General features: G+C 63.8%; 13 protein-coding genes. 9 read left to right on the top strand and 4 right to left on the bottom strand.

Going from position 1 to position 19,693, the window contains the following annotated elements; translation table 11 throughout:
- Positions 1-94: 94 nt before the first annotated feature.
- The 6 genes from ytfQ (at position 95) to JVX98_RS03295 (ending at position 7,110) form a co-directional block, all read left to right on the top strand.
- On the top strand, positions 95-1,057 hold the full coding sequence (gene ytfQ, locus JVX98_RS03320; protein ID WP_205236856.1) for a galactofuranose ABC transporter, galactofuranose-binding protein YtfQ: 963 nt from the start codon (positions 95-97) through the stop codon (positions 1,055-1,057).
- Between the two features lie 133 nt (positions 1,058-1,190).
- The gene (ytfR, locus tag JVX98_RS03315; RefSeq protein WP_205236855.1) at positions 1,191-2,705 is read left to right on the top strand and encodes a galactofuranose ABC transporter, ATP-binding protein YtfR; all 1,515 of its coding nucleotides are present in this window, start codon (positions 1,191-1,193) and stop codon (positions 2,703-2,705) included.
- Entirely contained in the window at positions 2,702-3,727 is a 1,026-nt protein-coding gene (locus tag JVX98_RS03310; protein WP_205236854.1) for an ABC transporter permease, read from the top strand. The genes ytfR and JVX98_RS03310 overlap by 4 nt, the downstream gene beginning before the upstream one ends.
- Positions 3,724-4,692 (top strand): galactofuranose ABC transporter, permease protein YjfF, encoded by a 969-nt coding sequence (gene yjfF, locus JVX98_RS03305; RefSeq protein WP_205236853.1) that lies wholly within the window; start codon positions 3,724-3,726, stop codon positions 4,690-4,692. Before JVX98_RS03310 ends, yjfF begins: the two co-directional genes overlap by 4 nt.
- 11 nt (positions 4,693-4,703) lie before the next feature.
- Positions 4,704-5,432 (top strand): FadR/GntR family transcriptional regulator, encoded by a 729-nt coding sequence (locus tag JVX98_RS03300; protein WP_205236852.1) that lies wholly within the window; start codon positions 4,704-4,706, stop codon positions 5,430-5,432.
- Positions 5,433-5,583: 151 nt separating this feature from the next.
- The gene (locus JVX98_RS03295) at positions 5,584-7,110 is read left to right on the top strand and encodes an FAD-dependent monooxygenase (protein WP_205236851.1); all 1,527 of its coding nucleotides are present in this window, start codon (positions 5,584-5,586) and stop codon (positions 7,108-7,110) included.
- 96 nt (positions 7,111-7,206) lie between these two features.
- Here the strand turns inward: JVX98_RS03295 and JVX98_RS03290 are convergent, their stop codons facing one another.
- The 3 genes from JVX98_RS03290 to katG all read right to left on the bottom strand — a co-directional run bounded on the left by JVX98_RS03290 (position 7,207) and on the right by katG (position 14,124).
- On the bottom strand, positions 7,207-10,395 hold the full coding sequence (locus JVX98_RS03290; RefSeq protein ID WP_205236850.1) for an efflux RND transporter permease subunit: 3,189 nt from the start codon (positions 10,393-10,395) through the stop codon (positions 7,207-7,209).
- 3 nt (positions 10,396-10,398) lie between these two features.
- A complete protein-coding gene (locus JVX98_RS03285) occupies positions 10,399-11,511 on the bottom strand; it encodes an efflux RND transporter periplasmic adaptor subunit (protein WP_205236849.1) in 1,113 nt (370 codons plus the stop codon).
- A 405-nt stretch (positions 11,512-11,916) separates the two neighbouring features.
- A complete protein-coding gene (gene katG / locus JVX98_RS03280; protein WP_192449425.1) occupies positions 11,917-14,124 on the bottom strand; it encodes a catalase/peroxidase HPI in 2,208 nt (735 codons plus the stop codon).
- Positions 14,125-14,562: 438 nt separating this feature from the next.
- Here katG and JVX98_RS03275 point away from each other — a divergent pair, with 438 nt between their 5' ends.
- Complete coding sequence (locus JVX98_RS03275; protein WP_205236848.1) at positions 14,563-16,851, top strand: hypothetical protein; 2,289 nt, start codon at positions 14,563-14,565, stop codon at positions 16,849-16,851.
- 44 nt (positions 16,852-16,895) lie between these two features.
- Here the strand turns inward: JVX98_RS03275 and JVX98_RS03270 are convergent, their stop codons facing one another.
- Positions 16,896-17,504, bottom strand: coding sequence for an alpha/beta hydrolase (locus JVX98_RS03270; RefSeq protein WP_205236847.1), 609 nt, complete (start codon positions 17,502-17,504; stop codon positions 16,896-16,898).
- Positions 17,505-17,674: 170 nt separating this feature from the next.
- On the opposite strand from JVX98_RS03270, the gene JVX98_RS03265 reads away from it, so the two are divergent.
- Positions 17,675-18,574: a LysR family transcriptional regulator gene (locus JVX98_RS03265; RefSeq protein WP_205236846.1), complete on the top strand. Its 900-nt coding sequence runs from the start codon at positions 17,675-17,677 to the stop codon at positions 18,572-18,574.
- Between the two features lie 212 nt (positions 18,575-18,786).
- The gene (locus JVX98_RS03260) at positions 18,787-19,677 is read left to right on the top strand and encodes a helix-turn-helix transcriptional regulator (protein ID WP_192449429.1); all 891 of its coding nucleotides are present in this window, start codon (positions 18,787-18,789) and stop codon (positions 19,675-19,677) included.
- The last annotated feature ends 16 nt before the right edge of the window (positions 19,678-19,693 follow it).

Below are 19,693 nucleotides of genomic sequence, written 5' to 3'. Positions count from 1 at the left end.
GTGTCACAGGCGAAATGTGCCCCGTTTACAAAAGTAATATTATATGATTTTTTCTCATGGGCTGCGTGGAGGCAGCTTTCTTTGGGAGGAAATCATGAAAATCGCCAAGGCACTTGCGAGTGCAACGATCCTTGCTGCCTGCACGTTTGGCAGCGCTTCCGCGGCCGATCTGGTCGTCGGCTTTTCGCAGATCGGCTCGGAGTCCGGCTGGCGCGCCGCCGAGACGACGCTGACCAAGCAGCAGGCAGAGCAGCGCGGCATCGACCTCAAATTCGCTGACGCACAGCAGAAACAGGAAAACCAGATCAAGGCGATCCGCTCCTTCATCGCGCAAGGGGTGAACGCCATCCTCGTCGCCCCGGTTGTCGCCACCGGTTGGGACGAAGTGCTGCAGGAAGCCAAGGACGCGGAAATCCCGGTCATCCTGCTCGACCGTACGGTCGATTCGTCGAAGGATCTTTACCTGACGGCAGTCACCTCCGACCTCGTGCATGAGGGCAATGTGGCCGGCAAATGGCTGGTCGATGCGACCGCGGGCAAGCCCTGCAACATCGTCGAGCTTCAGGGCACGACCGGTTCGTCGCCGGCGATCGACCGCAAGAAGGGCTTCGAACAAGCGCTTTCCGGCCACGATAATCTGAAGATCGTCCGCAGCCAGACCGGCGACTTCACGCGCACCAAGGGCAAGGAAGTCATGGAAAGCTTCCTCAAGGCCGAGGACGGCGGCAAGAACATTTGCGCGCTCTACGCCCACAACGACGACATGGCCGTCGGCGCCATCCAGGCGATCAAGGAAGCCGGCTTGAAGCCAGGAAAGGATATCCTTGTCGTGTCGATCGATGCCGTTCCGGATATCTTCCAGGCGATGGCCGCCGGCGAAGCCAATGCCACGGTCGAACTGACGCCGAACATGGCCGGTCCCGCCTTCGATGCGCTTGCCGCATTCCAGAAGGATGGCACGGCGCCGCCGAAGTGGATCCAGACGGAATCTAAGCTCTACACGCAAGCCGACGAGCCGCTGAAGGTCTACGAGGAAAAGAAGGGCCTCGGCTACTGACGTCGGCCGTGGCCCGCGCTGCTTCTCGCGCGGGCCACGCTCTTTCTCGAGTTTCCGGCTGAAGAGCGCAGCTTGCCGCAGCCAGGCGCTGCGCTTTTCGCCGGCAGATACCAGCATCGCGGAGACGGTATCGATGCAGACCAGTGACCACATTCTCCAGGCGATCCGGATCGAAAAGACCTTTCCGGGGACCAGAGCTCTCGACAAGGTCGATTTTTACCTCAGGTGCGGCGAGGTTCATGCGCTGCTTGGCGAAAACGGTGCCGGCAAGTCCACCTTGATCAAATGCCTGACCGGCGCCTACCGGCGCGATGGCGGCGCAATTCTGCTCGACGATGCCGAGGTCGATCCGCGCGACACCTTCGAGGCCCAGGCACTCGGCATCGGCACGGTCTACCAGGAGGTCAACCTGCTGCCGAACCTGACCGTTGCCGAGAACCTCTTCCTCGGGCGCCAGCCCCGCCGCTTCGGCATGGTCGATACCCGTGCCATGAACCGGCGCGCGCGGGATCTGCTTGCCGATTACGAACTCGACATCGACGTCACTCGCGATCTCGCCAGCTATTCGGTCGCGATCCAGCAGGTGGTCGCGATTGCCCGGGCCGTCGATCTCTCCGGAAAGGTGCTGATCCTCGACGAGCCGACGGCAAGCCTCGATGCGCATGAGGTGGCGATGCTGTTCCGCATTGTCAGGCGCCTCAAGATGCGCGGCCTCGGCATCGTCTTCGTCACCCACTTTCTCGAACAGGTCTATGAGATTTCCGACCGGATCACGGTGCTCCGGAACGGGCAGCTCGTCGGGACGCGCGAAACCGCCGGCCTCGATCGCCGCGAACTGATCGCGATGATGATCGGCCGCGAGTTGGCGGCGGAAATCCATGCGCCGCGCTCGGAGGCCCAGCAAGGGCCGTTGCGCTATCGCTTTCGCAACTATGGCCGCAAAGGTCGTGTCCGTCCCTTCGATCTCGACGTTTGCGCCGGCGAAGTGGTCGGCATGGCCGGCCTGCTCGGCTCCGGACGGACGGAGACCGCGGAACTCCTCTTCGGCGCCCATCGCGCCGATAGCGGCGAGGCCGAAATCGACGGTCGTGCGGTCGACCTTTCGTCGCCGCGCGCCGCCATCCGCCACCGCTTCGGTTTCTGCCCGGAAGATCGCAAGACATCGGGCATTATCGGCGATCTCTCGGTGCGCGAAAACATCGTGCTCGCCCTGCAGGCCCGTCGCGGCTGGACCCGGCCGATCTCGCGGGCGGAGCAGAACCGGCTGGCCGACCACTATATCCGCGCGCTCGATATCCGCACCGCCGACCGGGAGAAGCCGATCAAGCTCTTGTCCGGCGGCAACCAGCAGAAGGCGATCCTCGCACGCTGGCTCGCCACCGAACCGGAATTCCTGATCCTCGACGAGCCGACGCGCGGCATCGATGTCGGCGCCCATGCGGAAATCGTCAAGCTGATCGAGGCGCTGCGCGAGAAGGGCCTGTCCCTGATCGTTGTCTCCTCGGAGATCGAGGAACTGGTCGCCTACAGCACCCGGGTAATCGTGCTTCGCGATCGGGCCCATGTCGCCGAACTCGATGGCAGCCGGATCACCGCCGGTGAGATCGTCGAAGCGATCGCCGCAACCGATGAAAGGAGGACGTCGTGACGTCGTTCCTCAGGCTCTATTTCAACCGGTTGCTGCCGCAACTGATCGCGCTCGGCATCATCGTCGTGGCCGTATCGCTGGTGTTTCCCGGCTTCCTCAATCTGCAGATCCAGAACGGCCGCCTCTATGGCAGCCTCATCGATATCCTCAATCGCGGCGCGCCGGTGGTGCTTCTGGCGATCGGCATGACGGTCGTCATCGCCACCAAGGGTATTGATCTCTCGGTCGGCGCCGTCATGGCGATCTGTGGGGCAACCGCCGCCGCCGCGATTACCTCGGGGCATTCGCTCGCCGCAACGCTGCTGATTACGCTCGGCGTCGGCATTCTCTGCGGTCTCTGGAATGGGGTGCTGGTCGCGGTGCTCGACATCCAGCCGATCATCGCGACGCTGGTCCTCATGGTCGCCGGACGCGGCATCGCCCAGCTCATCACCGAGGGTGCGATCCTGACCTTCAACGATCCCGGCCTTATCTTCATCGGCAGCGGTTCCTTTGCCGGCCTGCCGATGCCGGTGGTGATCTGGCTGGTCTTCGGCATATTGATCGCATTGCTCGTCCGGCGCACCGCGCTCGGCATGCTGATCGAGGCGATCGGCGTCAATCGCCAGGCGAGCACGCTGTCCGGCGTGCTGACGCCGGTACTCCTGATCGCCGCCTATGTCCTTTCCGGGCTATGCGCCGCCATCGCCGGCATCATCGCCGCCGCCGATATCCGCGGTGCGGATGCCAACAATGCCGGTCTGTGGCTGGAACTCGATGCCATTCTCGCGGTCGTCGTTGGCGGCACGTCCCTGCTTGGCGGCCGCTTCAGCATCGCCGCATCTGTGCTCGGCGCCATTATCATCCAGGCGATCAACACCGGCATTCTTCTCTCCGGCTTCCCGCCGGAGTTCAACCTGATCATCAAGGCTGCGATCATCGTCTTCATCCTGGTGCTTCAGTCGCCGCGGTTCCGCACCGCCTTTGCCTTCCTCGTGCCGGCGCGCGGCGCGAGAAACCCAAGCGAGCGAGCCGCAAAATGAAGCCCAAATATCTTCCGCTCACCGCGACGCTCGTGATCTTCCTGCTCGGCTACGCGCTCTGCGTGGCGCAGTATCCGAACATGCTGTCGACGCGTGTCATCGGCAACCTTCTGACGGACAACGCCTTTCTCGGTATCGCCGCCGTCGGCATGACCTTCGTCATCATCTCCGGCGGCATCGATCTTTCGATCGGCTCGGTCATCGCCTTTACCGGCGTGTTTCTCGCTGTGGTGCTGGAACACACAAGCATCCACCCGCTCATCGCCTTCGCAATGGTCCTGGCGATCGCGACGCTCTTCGGCGCGGCGATGGGGGCGATCATCCACTATCTGGAAATGCCCCCTTTCATCGTTACGCTGGCCGGCATGTTCCTCGCGCGCGGCATGGCCTTCGTGCTGTCGATCGACAGCATTCCGATCAGGCATCCCTTCTACGCGACCTTGAAGGGGCTTTATTTCAAGCTGCCGGGTGGCGGCCGTATCACGCTGATCGGCGGGCTGATGCTGCTCGTCTTTGCGATCGGTATCCTGATCGCACACCGCACACGCTTCGGCACCAATGTCTATGCGCTCGGCGGCGGCACGGCGACGGCGCGGTTGATGGGCGTGCCGGTCGCAGCGACGACAATCCGCATCTATGCCCTTTCGGGCTTGCTGGCGGGATTGTCCGGCATCGTCTTTTCGCTCTACACCTCTGCCGGCTATTCCCTTGCCGCTGTCGGCGTCGAGCTCGACGCCATCACCGCCGTCGTCATCGGCGGCACCCTTCTGACCGGAGGCTCAGGCTTCGTTGCCGGCACGCTGGTGGGCATCCTCATTCAAGGGTTGATCCAGACCTACATCACCTTCGACGGGTCGCTGTCGAGCTGGTGGACGAAGATCCTGATCGGGCTCCTGCTTTTTGCTTTCATTCTGCTTCAGAAGGGCATCATCTTCGTTTCGCGCCAGCGCCAGCAGCGGGCGTGAGGCAGAGGGCGATGTGGCCGTCCTTCCATCAGCCGCGCAAGCGCACGAGCCACCGGCTCGTGGTCGAGGAGCTCGGCCAGGCGGTGGTCGCAGGAGAATTCGCGGTCGGAGACATCCTGCCGGGCGATGTCGAGCTGGCGGCGCGTTTCAATGTTTCGCGCACGGTCCTGCGCGAGGCGATGAAGACGCTCGCCGCCAAGGGGCTGATCGTCGCCCGGGCCCGCATCGGCACGCGCGTCATGCCGCAGGCGAACTGGAACCTGTTTGATGGCGACGTGCTCTCCTGGCATTTCCGGGCCGGCGTCGACGAGGCGTTTCTTCGCCATGTGAGTGAAGTCCGCCTGGCGCTCGAACCCTATGCGGCTGGACTGGCGGCTAGGCGCGCCACGGATGCCGACATTTCCCAGATGATGCGCCTGGCCGTCGCCATGGGCGATGCCGGCCATAGAGCGCAGACGCTGGCGCGCGCGGATCTCGAATTCCATCTGCGGCTGCTCGAGGCTTCCCTCAATCCGTTCATGCAGACGGTCGGCAGCCTGATCGAGGCGGCGCTGATGGGCGTCTTTCAGCTGAGCAATGCGGCCGCCGACGGCGCAGAGATCGACCGCGTCGCCGTCGCGCATATCCGCATTGTCGAGCAGATCCGCCTGCGCAACGAGGAAGGCGCACGCATTGCGATGGAGCAGGTGATCCGTGTCGGCCAGCAGCAGTTGATCGCCAATTTGAGGGCGCGCGGCTGATCCAAGGCTGCGTCCGTCGGGCAAGGCTCAAGGCGGGTCCCGCGGCACTGCTTGGCATCTGCCGTCACCTGCGCGTAGGCTGCTGTTACTGGCGGAGAAACCCAAATCCCGATGCGACCGGGCCGCCGGCAGTGCGAGCGGGGAGGAGAGGGTGAAACAGGATGTGCTGATCGTCGGCGCGGGGCCGACCGGCCTGGTGCTGGCTCTCTGGCTGACCGCCCAGGGCGTGAAGGTCCGCATCATCGACAAGAACGTTGGTCCCGGCCCGACGTCGCGGGCGATGGTGGTGCATGCGCGAACGCTCGAGCTTTACCGGCAACTCGATCTGGCCGATGCCGTGGTCGAAGCGGGGCACCGCAACCCCTCGGTCAACCTCTGGGCGAAGGGCAGGGTCAAGGCGCGCATATCCTTCAGCCCGACCGGCGGAAATTTGACGCCCTATCCCTTCGTTCTTGTCTATCCGCAGGACCATCACGAGCGGCTGCTCGAGGCCCGACTTGCGGCCTTGGGCGTGAAGGTCGAGCGGCAGACCGAGCTTGTCGACTTCGCGCATGATGCCGCCGGGGTGAGCGCGCGGCTGCGCTTACCCGATGGCGGCTCGGAAGTCTGCACGGCGCAATATCTGGCCGGTTGCGACGGCGCGCGCTCGCCGGTTCGGCAGAGGCTGGAGGTCGATTTTGCAGGCGGGACCTACGACCAGACCTTTTACGTCGCCGACGTTGACGTGAGCGGCGCGACGGCGAATGGCGAAGCCCATATTTCGCTCGAGACCGGCGATTTCGTCGCTCTGCTCGCCTATGCCGAGGGGCGGGGCCGCCTCATCGGTCTCGTGCGGGAGACGCGGGAGGATGCAGACGACCTTACCTTCGCCGATGTGAGCCATCGCGCCATTGAGAGCCTTCGCCTCACCGTCGACAAGGTCAACTGGTTCTCCACCTATCGTGTGCATCATCGTGTCGCCGATCGCTTCAGACGCGGTCGCGTGTTCCTGCTGGGGGATGCGGCGCATGTGCACAGTCCGGTCGGCGGCCAGGGCATGAACACCGGCATCGGCGATGCGGTTAATCTGGCCTGGAAGCTTGCAGCGGTCCTCAAAGCGCATGCGCCCGACAGCCTGCTCGACAGTTTTGAAGCCGAACGGATCAGGTTTGCCCGGCAGCTCGTCGAAACCACCGACCGGTTGTTCACTTTCGTGACGGCGGACGGCAGCGTTGCGGATTTTCTGCGCGTTCAGATCGCCCCCGCTTTGGCGGGCATCGCTTACCGCGTCGGCGGTGTCAGGGAGTTCCTGTTCCGCATCCTGTCGCAGACGCAGCTCAACTATCGCGGCAGCCCCTTAAGCCGCACCGCGCACGGTCGGGTGCAAGGCGGTGACCGGCTGCCCTGGGTGCGCGTCAATGGCCTCGACAACTATGCTTCGTTAGCAGCCATCGCGTGGCAGGTGCATGTCTATGGCGGAGCGGGCGGCGACATCCGGACATGGTGCGCGGCAAAGCACGTGCCGCTTCACGTCTTCCCATGGGGACCGCAACAGGCGGGTGCAGGCTTGGCGCGGGATGCGGCCTATCTGGTGCGCCCGGACACCTACGTGGCGCTGGTGACGGAGGGAGCACGGCCGGAGGCCCTCGAAACCTACTTCGCCGAGCAAGGCATCCGCCTGTCGGCAACCTCTGCTTAACACCTCCCGAAAAGGTGTCGCTGTCCACCACTGTCTCGATGGAGCTCGCCGGACCGGAGAGGCCCTTCACTCCCCAGCCTTTGGGCCAGGCCGGCCTTAGTGACCGGCCGGCGTCTCGGCCTTGCCTTCCGCCGCTTCGCCTTCGACCGCCGGATGCCTGGAAATGCCCACGAGCTTGTGGCCGCGTTCCCGCAGCCACTGGAAGGCGACGTAGAGTGCCGGGATGACGAAGATGCCGACCAGGGCTGCGGCGAGCATGCCGCCGGCAACGCCGGTGCCGACCGCACGGCGACTGAGTTCGCCGGCTCCCTTGGCGACCACCAGCGGCAGCAGGCCGACGATGAAGGCGAAGCTCGTCATCATCACCGCGCGGAAGCGGGCGCGTGCGCCCTCGATCGCCGCATCGACGATCGACGCGCCGGCTTCGCGGTGGGCCTTGGCGAACTCGACGATCAGGATCGCGTTCTTCGAGGCGAGCGCGATCAGGACGACAAGGCCGATCTGGGCGTAGATGTCGAAGGAAAGCCCGGCGACGAGGATCGAGAGCAGCGCGCCCGAGACGCCGAAGGCGACCGACAGCAGCACCGGCACCGGGATCGTCCAGCTTTCATAGAGCGCGACGAGGAAGAGGTAGGCAAAGAGCACGGCCATCGCCAGGATCGCGGTCGTCTTGCCGGCCGCTTCCAGTTCCTGCAGGGCGGTGCCGGTCCATTCGTAGCTGTAACCTGGCGGCAGCGTGGAGGCCGACAGCGCCTCCATGGCGGCAAGTGCCTCGCCGGAGGAATGGCCGGCGGACGGTTGGCCGTTGAGGGTGATCGAGCGATAATTGTTGTAGCGCACGATCGACTGCGGACCGACGATGTAGTCGACCTTGGCGACCGAGGCGACCGGCACCATGTCGCCGCTGGCGTTGCGCACGTGCAGGCGCTGGATATCGTCCACCGCGTTGCGGTCGGCCTGTGCGGCCTGCATCGTCACCTTCCAGGTGCGGCCGAACAGGTTGAAGTCGTTGACGTAGTAGCTGCCGAGCGTGCCCTGCAACGTGGTGAAGAGGTCGCTCACCGAGACGCCGAGCGACTGCAGCCGGTCGCGGTCGATGTCGAGATAGAGCTGCGGCGAGCTCGCCGAATAGGTGGTAAAGGTCGGCCCGAGCGCTGGGTTCTGGTTGGCGGCGATGATCAGCCCGCCGGCCGTTGCCGAAAGATCTGCGACGGACCGGCCCTGCAGGTCGAGCAACTGGTATTCGAAGCCCGAGCCGGTGCCCAGGCCCATGATCGGCGGCAGATTGAAGGCGAAGATCTGCGCTCCGCGGATCGCCTGTCCCTTGCCCATGGCCGTGCGGATCGCCGCTTCGACGCCCGAAGAAGGGCTCGAGCGCTCGGCGAACGGCTTCATCGTGACGATGGCGAAAGCCGAGTTGGATTTGGACAGACCGTCGAGGAAGGAGTAGCCGGTGACGCTGATGACATTGGCGACCCCCTCGATGCCGCCGAGCATCGTCTCTACCTGCTGCACCACCGCATCCGTGCGGTTGTAGGACGCGCCTTCCGGCAGTCGGATTTCGGTGAAGAATGCGCCCTGGTCTTCCGCCGGCAGGAAGCCGGTCGGCACGACCTTGAAGAGGAAGCCGGTGGCGACGAAAGCGACAGCCAGAAGAGCAAGGCCGATGATCGCCCGTCGGGCGATGTGGCCGGCCACATAGGCGTAGCCGTCACGCCCCTTGTCGATGGTGCGCGAGATGTAGCCGAGTATGCCGCGCTTTGGTCCATGATGCGGCTTCAAAAGCACCGCGCAGAGCGCCGGGCTCAGCGTCAGCGCGTTGATCGCCGAAATCACCATCGACACCGAGACGGCGACGGCAAACTGCTGGAACAGTTGCCCGCTCAGGCCCGGAATGAAGGCGACGGGCACGAAAACAGAGAGCAATACAAGCGTGATCGCGACGATCGCGCCGGTGATTTCGCCCATGGCGCGCCGGGCGGCTTCGGCCGCCGACAGGCCCGGATTTTCCTCCATCACCCGCTCGACGTTCTCGACCACCACGATTGCGTCGTCGACGACGATGCCGATCGCCAACACCATGGCAAGCAGTGACACGGTGTTGAGCGAGAAGCCCATCGCAAGCAGCACGGCGAAGGTGCCGATGAGCGCGACCGGAACGGCAACCAGCGGGATCAGCGTCGCCCGCCAGTTCCCGAGGAACAGGAAGACGATGATGATGACGAGGACGAAAGCTTCGAGAAGTGTCTCCTCGACGTTGTCGACGCTGGCTTCGACGAACTGGGCCGTGTCGTAGGCGACCGAATAGGTCAGGCCCTGCGGGAACGATTTCGACAGCCGCTCCATCGCCTCCTGCACGCCCCGGGCGGCTGCAAGCGCGTTGGCGCCCGGCGCCTGATAGGTGCCGATCATGGCGACCGGCTTGCCGTTGATGCGGGCGTTGGAATCGGAGCTGGCGGCGCCGAGGTCGACATGCGCGACATCTCGAATGCGCACGTAGGATCCGTCGGGCCTTGCCCGCAGCACCACATCCTCGAACTGTTTGGGATCGGTGAGGCGGCCTTGCGTCTGCAAATTCAGCTGAAACAGCGGATCGTCGGTCATCGGCTGGGCGCCGATACGGCCGATCGCGGCCTGGACGTTCTGAGCTTTCAGCGCGTTGATCACGTCGGTCGGCGTCAGGTCGAGACTGGTCATGCGATCGACGTCGAGCACGACGCGCATGGAATAGTCCTGCGCGCCGAAGAGCTGGGCGTCGCCGACGCCAGGCACGCGCTTGATCGTATCGAGCACGTTGATCGTGGCGTAGTTCGACAGGAAGAGCGAATCGAAGCTCTGCTTCTCGTCCGCGGCGTAGATAGCGACCACCTGCATCAGCGCAGACGACTTCTTGCGCACGCTGACGCCGCTCTGCTTGACCTCCGCCGGCAGCCCGGCCTCGGCGAGCGACACGCGGTTCTGCACGTTGACGGTGGCGATATCGGGATCGGTGCCGACAGCGAAGGTGACGGTGAGCGTATAGGAACCGTCGGCGCCGCTGGTCGATTTCATGTAGAGCATGTCGTCGACGCCGACGACCTTGCTTTCGATCGGCTGGGCGACGGTGGTCTCGACCACGTCGGCGCCAGCGCCGGGATAACTTGCCGTGACGCTCACCTGCGGCGGCACGATGTCGGGGAATTGCGCGATCGGCAGGCGGGTAAGCGCGAGCAGGCCCGCCAGGGTCAGCACGATCGAAATGACCGTGGCGAAACGCGGGCGATCGATGAAGATCTCTGAAATCATCGCTTAGCCACCTGCCGCCGTGGCCGCGTCGACGGTGATGCCGGGCCGCACCTTGCCGGCCCCTTCGGTGATGACGTTTTCGCCTTCCTTCAGGCCTTTGCTGATCACCGCCTGGCCGCGGGTATTGCGGGCGACGTCGACGCGGCGAAGCTCCACCTTGGAGCTGCCGTCGACGACCAGGACGAAGGCGCCCTGCTGGTCACGCTGGATCGCCTGCTGCGGGACGGCGAGCACATCCTGCTTGTCGGATTGCTCGAGCATCACCCTGACCAGCGCACCGTCGAGCAGGATGCTGTCCGGATTGGGAAATTCGGCCCGCACCGTCACCGTGTCGGTGCCCTGCGAGACGTTGCTGGCGATGAAGTTGATCGTGCCTTTTTGTTTGTACTCGGTGCCGTTCGGCAGCCCCAGCCCGACATTGGCGCCGCCGCTGATCTCGCCCTTGAGCACGCGTTCGCGATAGGTGAGGTAGAGGGCGGTTGCCACCGGGAACTGGACGTAGATCGGATCAAGCCGGGTCAAGGTCACCAGCGGCCCGCTGTCGGGTCCGACGAGCGCGCCGACATCGGCGCCGGTCAATCCGATGATGCCGTCGAAGGGGGCGACGATCTTCGTGTAGGAAAGGTTGAGGTCGGCATTGTCCTTGCTGCCCTTCAGCCGGATCAGGTCGCCCTCCGCCTTGCGGACTTCGGCATGCGCCTCGTCGACCTTGGCCTGGGAGATCGTCTTCGTCGTGAGAAGCTGTTCGGCGCGGTCTCGTTCGAGGATAGCCAGTTCCTTGGCTGCTTCGGCCGCTTCGATCTGGCCTTCGATCTCCTGCACGGCGGCGCGATAGGCGCCGTCTTCCACCCGGTAGAGTTCCGTGCCAGCCGTCACCTTCTGCCCTTCGGTGAAGTTGACCGCTTCGAGGAAGCCGGAGACGCGGGCGCGAATGTCGACCTTCTGGATCGCCGTCACCTTGCCCGTCAGGTCCACGCTTTCGCGCAGGTCCATGATGGCGGCCGGCGCCACGACCACGGCCGGCGCCTGTTGCGCGAATGCCGTTTGCGCGGATAACCCGACGGCGACAAGCAATGCGGATGAAAGTGAAAGGGCAAGAATTCTCGAACGGCGCATGCAACGTTCCCCCTGAACGAAACAGCTGGAGATGACTTCAGTCCTTGGCAGTGCATTGAAATCAGAACATGTTATCTGCCCCAAGTCACGCAACCATTAGTTGATTTAAGCGAGGGCTTGCAAAGATAACGCAAATACCCGCGAGAGGCGGGATCAGAGAGAACTTGTCACAAAAGCAATGATTTGCTCGGCCCCTCCGGTTCACGGCGAGGGAGGGCGACGGCCCGATTCTGTCGGGGTTGGGTTGAGGGAGTTGCGTGAACGCGAACGTTTTACGTGTGCCCACATCGTCACAATTGCCGCGTCGGGACTGCAACCTCCGGTGACGGTCTCGCGGAGCCGTCGGGCAGACAGGCCCCGGCGCGATGCCGGGACCCGAGCTTGTACTGTTACCGGATCGAGCCGTCAGACGAGGTCGAAACGGTCGGCGTTCATCACTTTGTTCCAGGCGGCGACGAAGTCGCGTACGAACTTTGCCTTGGCATCCGCCTGTCCGTAGACTTCGGCGATGGCCCGAAGCTGCGAGTTCGAACCGAAGACGAGGTCGATGCGGGTCGCCGTCCGCTTGACGTCGCCGGTTCTGCGGTCGCGGCCCTCGAAGACATCCTTCGCATCCGATGTCGCCGTCCAGGCCGTGCCCATGTCGAGCAGGTTGACGAAGAAGTCGTTGCTCAGCGTTTCCGGACGATCGGTGAAGACGCCGTGGGCGGTCTGGCCGTGGTTCGCGCCGAGAACGCGCAAGCCCCCGACGAGCACGGTCATCTCCGGCGCGGTCAGCGTCAGGAGCTGCGCCCGGTCGATCAGCAGCTCTTCCGGCGAAACGGCGTACTGGCCCCGCTGGTAGTTGCGGAAGCCGTCGGCGATCGGTTCGAGAACCGCGAAGGACTCGACATCGGTCTGCTCCTGCGTCGCATCCATGCGGCCCGGCGCAAAGGCAACCTGAATGTCGTGGCCGGCCGCTTTCGCTGCCTTTTCCACGGCTGCGGTGCCGCCGAGCACGATCAGGTCGGCGAGCGACACCTTCTTGCCGCCGGACTGGGCGTCGTTGAAGCCACGCTGGATGCCTTCGAGGACGTCGAGAACCTTCGCCAGCTGTGCCGGCTGGTTGACCTGCCAGTCCTTCTGCGGGGCAAGGCGGATGCGTGCGCCGTTGGCGCCGCCGCGCTTGTCCGAGCCGCGGAAGGTCGAGGCCGACGCCCAGGCCGTCGAAACCAGTTCGGAAACCGATAGCCCCGAAGCGAGGATCCTGGCCTTGAGGTCGGCGATATCCTTGGCGTCGACGAGCGGATGGTCGACGGTCGGGATCGGATCCTGCCAGATCAGCTGTTCGGCCGGCACTTCCGGGCCGAGATAGCGGGCGCGCGGACCCATGTCGCGGTGCGTCAGCTTGTACCAGGCGCGGGCAAACGCGTCCGCAAAGGCATCCGGGTTCTCGTAGAAATGCCGTGCGACCTTCTCGTAGGCCGGATCGACGCGGAGCGCCAGGTCGGTCGTCAGCATCGAAGGCGCATGGCGCTTCGACTTGTCGTGCGCGTCCGGCACGGTGTTGGCGCCCATGCCATGTTTCGGCGTCCACTGGTGCGCGCCGGCCGGGCTCTTCGTCAGTTCCCATTCGTAGCCGAAGAGGTTCCAGAAGAAGTTGTTGCTCCACTTGGTCGGCGTCGTCGTCCAGGTGACCTCGAGGCCGCTGGTGATGGTGTCGCCACCACGGCCGCTGCCGTAGGTGCTTGCCCAGCCGAGACCCTGTTCCTCGATGCCGGCAGCTTCCGGCTCGCGGCCGACATTGGCGGCGTCACCGGCGCCGTGGGTCTTGCCGAAGGTGTGGCCGCCGGCGATCAGTGCCACGGTTTCCTCGTCGTTCATCGCCATGCGTGCGAAGGTCTCGCGGATGTCACGGGCAGCCGCCAGCGGATCCGGCGTGCCGTTCGGGCCTTCCGGGTTGACGTAGATCAGGCCCATCTGCACGGCGGCGAGCGGGTTTTCGAGGTCGCGGTCGCCCGAGTAGCGCTTGTCGTCGAGCCAGGTCTTTTCCGTGCCCCAGTAGATGTCTTCTTCCGGCTCCCACACGTCGGGGCGGCCACCGGCAAAGCCGAAGGTCTTGAAGCCCATCGATTCGAGCGCACAGTTGCCGGCGAGGATCATGAGGTCGGCCCAGGAGATGCTGTTGCCGTATTTCTGCTTGATCGGCCAGAGGAGACGGCGGGCCTTGTCGAGGTTGGCGTTGTCCGGCCAGCTGTTGAGCGGCGCAAAGCGCTGCTGCCCAGCACCGGCGCCGCCGCGGCCGTCACCGGTGCGGTAGGTGCCGGCGCTGTGCCAGGCCATGCGGATGAAGAGCGGGCCATAGTGGCCGAAGTCGGCCGGCCACCAATCCTGCGAATCGGTCATCAGCGCGAAGAGGTCCTTCTTCACCGCCGGCAGGTCGAGTTTCTTGAATTCCTCGGCGTAGTCGAAGGCTTCACCCATCGGATCGGACCGCGAGGAGTTCTGGTGCAGGATCTTCAGGTTGAGCTGGTTCGGCCACCAGTCGCGGTTCGAGGTGCCGGCGGATTGAGCGCTCGTCTGGGCTCCGTGCATGACGGGACATTTGCCCGTCTTTTCGGCTTTCGCGTCCATTTTTATCTCCCTTCAAGATGACGTGATTTTTGGATGGGTCAGAGGAAAAGCGCCAGGCGCGCGCCGGCAGCCAACCGAGCGCTAGGCCCGGAATGTGCTGTGCCGTCGGTGGTTGCCGTTCCGCGAAGCGGTGTCGCCACTGGCTGCGTCTCCCTCATTGTGCCGCGGACTCTATCAAAGTGGTTCCATTAATTTAAGTTGGATTTCCTGATTGTAACGATAAGGCAATCCTATGGCTAATGGACGCAGCTCCGCAGGTGCATGCTTGCAGCCCTCCATGCATTTTTGATGACGTGCGAGCGTTTGCCGATTGCAGCCGATACAAGAAAATTGTTGCACTGCACTCCCGCCAAACTTGCGGAAGAAAGCGCCAATGGTTAGTCACACCGCAACGACTCAAGAGCTTTCTATTTTTCGCGTGGTGAAAGGACAGACATCGTGGCTGAGACAGATACGAAGACCGGTAGTGGCCGCCGCAAGGCGCTCTGGGCTGCAGTCGCGGTGATCGCGATCGCGGCTGCCGGCGTGGCCGGCGGCAAGTTCATGCTTGAAAAGGCGGTCGGGACGTTCATCGCCGAGCGCGGCGGCAAGGCCGGCTCGGTTGAGGCGGATTTCTTCGGCCGCATCCATCTGCGCGACGTCACGCTGCCTTTCGCCGATGGCGTCAGCGCACGCATCGCGGCAATCGACGGCCGTCCGAAGATCTTCTCTCTGAGCGGCAAGCTCGACGTGAAGGGCCTGGAGCTCGACCTCAAGGCCGCAAAGCTTTCCGTGCCTGCGGCAACGCTGGAAGATCCCGACTTCTTCGCCGCCGGCCTGACGGCAAGCGGGGAAAAGGCTGACCTGCTGAAGCGCATCGAGCGTTTCGCGGCAAAGCAGGTCTCCGCGCCGGAAGTCGCCGTCGTTCAGAACGTTGCAGGCGCCGAGCAGAAGACGGTCTACAAGGATGTCCGGCTCGACGATATCGCCAGCGGCCGCGTTGCGCGCTATTCGGCGAGCGGCGCCACCTTCGCCTTTTCCATGGATCTTCCTGACGGCGAAGGGGCAACGAAGCGGGAGAAAATGGACGGCACCATGGGCGCCGTCACCGGTGAGAGCTTCGATGTGGCCTACATGGCCCGCATCTATACGCAGAAAGCCGGTCCCGAGGACAAGGAGCCGAAGCTGCTCTACGGCCCGATCTCGGTAAAGAACCTTGCCTTTGCCGACAGCAAGTCGCGTTTCGGCTATGACGAAGTGCGAAGCAGCGGCCTCAGCGTCCGCATGCCGACCGAGCCGCTTCTCGAAACGCTCGAGAAGCTCCAGGCGGTCAGCGACCCGGAAGCTCTGCCGCCGGCGGAACGCCAGGCATTCTTCAAGCGCATCCTTTCGCTGGTCGATATGCTGGCAAAGGGCGACATGGAACTGCTCGGCCTGAAGATGGAAGTGCCGGAGCAGGAAAGCACCGAAGGCAAGCTCGTGAAGCTCGCCGTCGACAAGATGGCGTTCCAGCTCAACGGCCGCGGTTTCGATGGCACGATGAACGGTGTCACCGCGGGCGAGGGAACCGACTACTTCAAGGTTGCCGAAGCCAGCATCAAGGGTTTCTCCTGGGCTCCGACGATGGAAGCCCTGACGAAGCTTGCGGGCCTGAAGGAGGAAGAGTTCGAGACCTTCCCCTACACCACGCTGATGCCTGAATTCGGCACGATCAAGATCGCCGGGCTCGACGTGGACATGCCCGGCAGCGACCCGGCAGCCGTGACGGACAGCGAAACCGTCGAGGACGAGAGCGCGACCGAAACCGAGGTCGATCCGTCGGCCAACGCCGAACAGGCGCCGGAAGCCGAGCAGGTGCCGGATCAAGCGACGGACGGCGAAGCCGCCAGCGACGCGGCGGTCCCCGGCGATGCGGCAGAAGACACGACGGCCGAGGCGCCAGCAGAGCAGCCGGCGGATGAAGCCACCGATGGCGAAGCCGCGAGCGACGCGGAGATCGCCGGTGAAGTGGCGGAAGACCCGATGGCGGAGGCGCCGGTAGAGCAGTCGGCAGTGCCGTCCGTTCCGGAACGCGTTCGTTTCACGCTCGACGCCTATGAAGTCGCGCTGACGAAGCCGCGCAACGGCATTCCGACGGATGTCCGCGTCAGCTACCGCGATCTCAGCGTTCCGATCCCTGCGGACACGCAGGAGGAGGGCTTCAAGATGCTGCGCAAGATCGGCCTCGACAAGCTGGTCTTCTCGTCCAACGTCGAACTGTCGTGGGACGAGCCCAACGAGAACTTCGTCATCAAGCAGATTTCGCTTGATGGCAAGGACATGGGCAGCCTCTCCTTCTCCGGCATCATGGGCGGCGCTTCGCAGGACTTCTTCTCCGGCGACCTGAATGCGGCGCAGATCGCGATGTTCGGTCTTACCGCCCGCGAAGTCACGCTCAAGCTCGAGGACAAGGGCATCATGGCCAAGGGCATCAAGCTCTATGCCGAAGATAACCACATGACCGAGGACAGCGTTCGCGGCCTGCTCGTGTTGATGACCAGCGCCGGCGTGCAGCATTTTGCCGCCACGCAGCCGAAGCTGCAGGACGCCGCAATGGCATTCACCCAGTTCATCAGCAAGCCCGGCACCTTCACGCTGAAGGTCAAGGCCAAGGATGAAGCCGGCGTCGGCGCGCTCGAACTGATGGGCGCTGCTGAAAACCCGGCGCTTCTGCTCGAGCAAGTCGATATCGAAGCGAAGGCGCAGTAAAAAATCGACCGCGGGCCGCGTCGTCAGATGCGGCCCGCTTTGCTTCAGTCTATGGGCGCCTGAAGGAAATCCCGAAGCGCCGTCAATTCTTCCTGCCCGATCTCGTGTCCGCCCCTGATGTAGAGGGCCCGGACATCCGCTTTCTGCCCCGCAAGATAGTCGACCAGTTGCTCGGTGAGCGCCAATGGGCGGGCCGGATCGTCCTGGCCGCCGGTGACGAGGATCCGTTTGCCCTGAAGTTCGGCGTTGCCGGGCGGCACCCACGACACGAGGGGATGCAACAGTGCGGTTCGCTCGAACAGATCAGGATATTTGACCAGGAGTGCGGCGAGTTGGGTCGCCCCGGTGGCGTAGCCGATGCCATAGACGGCTTGGCGCGGATACAGCCGCCGCCTGTTGCGGATCGAGTGCGCCAGGTCTTCCACGGAAGCTGCGAGTGCCCGCATATTGCACAAGCCGTCGCCGATCGCAGACGAGCGCGCCGCATCGCTTTCGGCTGTGCCTTGGTTGACGACAACCAATTGGGAACCCGGCAGCGTATGGGCGATCAGCTGGGCGACCGCATCGTTCGGAGCGGGGTCGCAGAACGCGAATACGACCGGCGCGTCGGGGCTGAACGGTTCTCTCTGTTCGCTGGACGATGAGATTGTCATGTTTGCCGCTCCCTTCTGGGAGACCGAAGGGCCGAGGTGGCAGCATTCACGCCTGCCTGATCTCCGCCAGCACCCACGTGCTTCTCCCGATGAAAGGATCGGCGCATTCATAACCGAAATAAATAGCAATAATATTGACAATATTATTTCATTTTCAGAAATTATAGCGCATGAGTGATTTGAGCGATATCCGGGTTTTCCTGGCGGTGGCGAAGCAGCGGAGCTTTACCGCCGCGGCGCGTCAGCTTTCGATGACGGCGCCGAGCGTCACGCGCGCCGTCAGTGCCTTGGAAGCGGATCTCGGCGTTCAGTTGCTGCTGCGTACCACACGCCAGGTCTCGTTGACCTCGGCCGGCGCGGTCTATGCGGCGCGCATCGAGCCCTTGATCCATCAGTTCGACGAGGCGCGCGAGGATCTGCGTGAGCAGCATGGCGATGTCGCCGGGCTGATCCGCCTCAATGCGCCGCTGTCGCTTGGCCAGCATATCCTGCCGGACATTGTCACCGGCTTTCGCGCCGAGCATCCGGGCACGCGGATTTCGCTGTCCATGACCGACCGGCTGATCGATATCGTGACTGAGGATTTCGACCTTGCGGTGCGGGTGTCGGAGCCGCCACGCGACAAATCGACGATTTGGCGACGGATCTGTCCCGTGCGGCGCGTGCTCGTTGCCTCGCCCGGCTACCTCGCCAGGTTCGGAACCCCGCAGACGCCGGATGATCTCGATCGCCACGGTTGCCTTGCCTATGACGGAGAGGCGGTCGCGGAGACCTGGGAACTCTCGTCCGAAGGCCGGACGCGAAAGGTGAGGGCGGGCCAGTCGCTCGCCGCCAACAACGGCGAATTCGTTGCCAGGCTTGCTGAGAACGGCGAGGGCATCGCGCTTCTGCCGCTCTTCATCGTCGAGGACGCGCTGGCGCGGGGCGCACTGGTTCAGATTCTCCAAGGGTGGGAGGCGCCGCAGCTATGGTTGACCCTGTATTATCCGCCCTATGAACGACTGCCGCTCAGGGTTGCCAAGTTCTCCGATTTCTTCGAGAGCTACGTCACCGAGACGCGGCCGCTTTGAAGCGGCTGGATCATGCGGCAGGACCTCAAAACAGCGCCGTTTGCGGCCAAATGTGAGCAAAGGATACAAGAAATTACTGGCAGCACACCCCATGTTTTCCCGGATATGAGCGGCAATGGCGAGATGCCCCCTTGCGTCGGGTCTTTCGCATATCGAAGCGGATTGCACGCGTGCAGTGAATTCCATCGCCAGAAGGCGGGGGTGGACGAAAGATGACAGAGCCAAGTGGCATTGGAGCGTATTTCGGCGAGCCGAAGGCGCCGTTTCTCATGGTGCGGCCAGTACGGGACGCCCGGTTTTCGGTGACGCGTCTGCAGTGCCGGCTGAACGGAGAACTGAGCCGCATCGTGTCCCTACCGGCCGACGACGCCTATTTCCTGATGTTCTACTTCAAGGATGTCATGCATTGCGACCTGGTGCCGGGCGAAAGCGAAGGTGACATTCGCCACTACCGGCAGGGGTCGATCTGTCTCGTCGATCTCGCTGAGGGCGCCAGTATCCGGCTTGTCAGCGATCTCGATTCCCTCGCCTTCCATCTGCCGCGCGCCTTGTTTCGTGAAGTCTGCGAGTTTTCGCATGCTCCGGCCGCCACCAGTCTCAGGTGCCGTCGCGGCGAAGTCGACGACGTCATGCACAATCTCGCCTTGGCGCTGTTGCCACTTCTTGCCGAGAGCGAGGGGCAACCGGGTGCGGTGTTGCAGCACATCGCCGTCGCCATCTGCGCGCATCTTCTGCATTCCTACCCGGATCGCGCCCTTGCATCCGGCGGCCCCGGTCTCTCCGTATGGCAAGAGAAGGCGGCCAAGGAGTTCATGATCGACCATTGGGCCAAGGACTTTTCGTTTGCGTCAGCAGCGGCGTCTGCGAGCCTTTCGGAGGAGGATTTTGCCGCGGCTTTTGCATCCGTGACCGGCCAGACGCCGCAAGAGTGGTTGATGCGCTACCGGATCGGTCGCGCCAAGCGCTATCTCATCGAAGAGGGATGGTCGCTGAGCAAAACCGCGACCAGTTGCGGCTATGCCGACGAGGCCCGGTTCATCGAAGCCTTTCGCGAGGTGACGGGCGTGACGCCCGCCGTCTGGCGCGCGCGCTGGCTGCAGTGAGGGTATGATGCTGACC

The sequence above is a fragment of the Ensifer sp. PDNC004 genome (genome assembly GCF_016919405.1).
Taxonomy (GTDB): Bacteria; Pseudomonadota; Alphaproteobacteria; order Rhizobiales; family Rhizobiaceae; genus Ensifer.
This window is presented reverse-complemented; position numbering and strand designations above follow the sequence as displayed.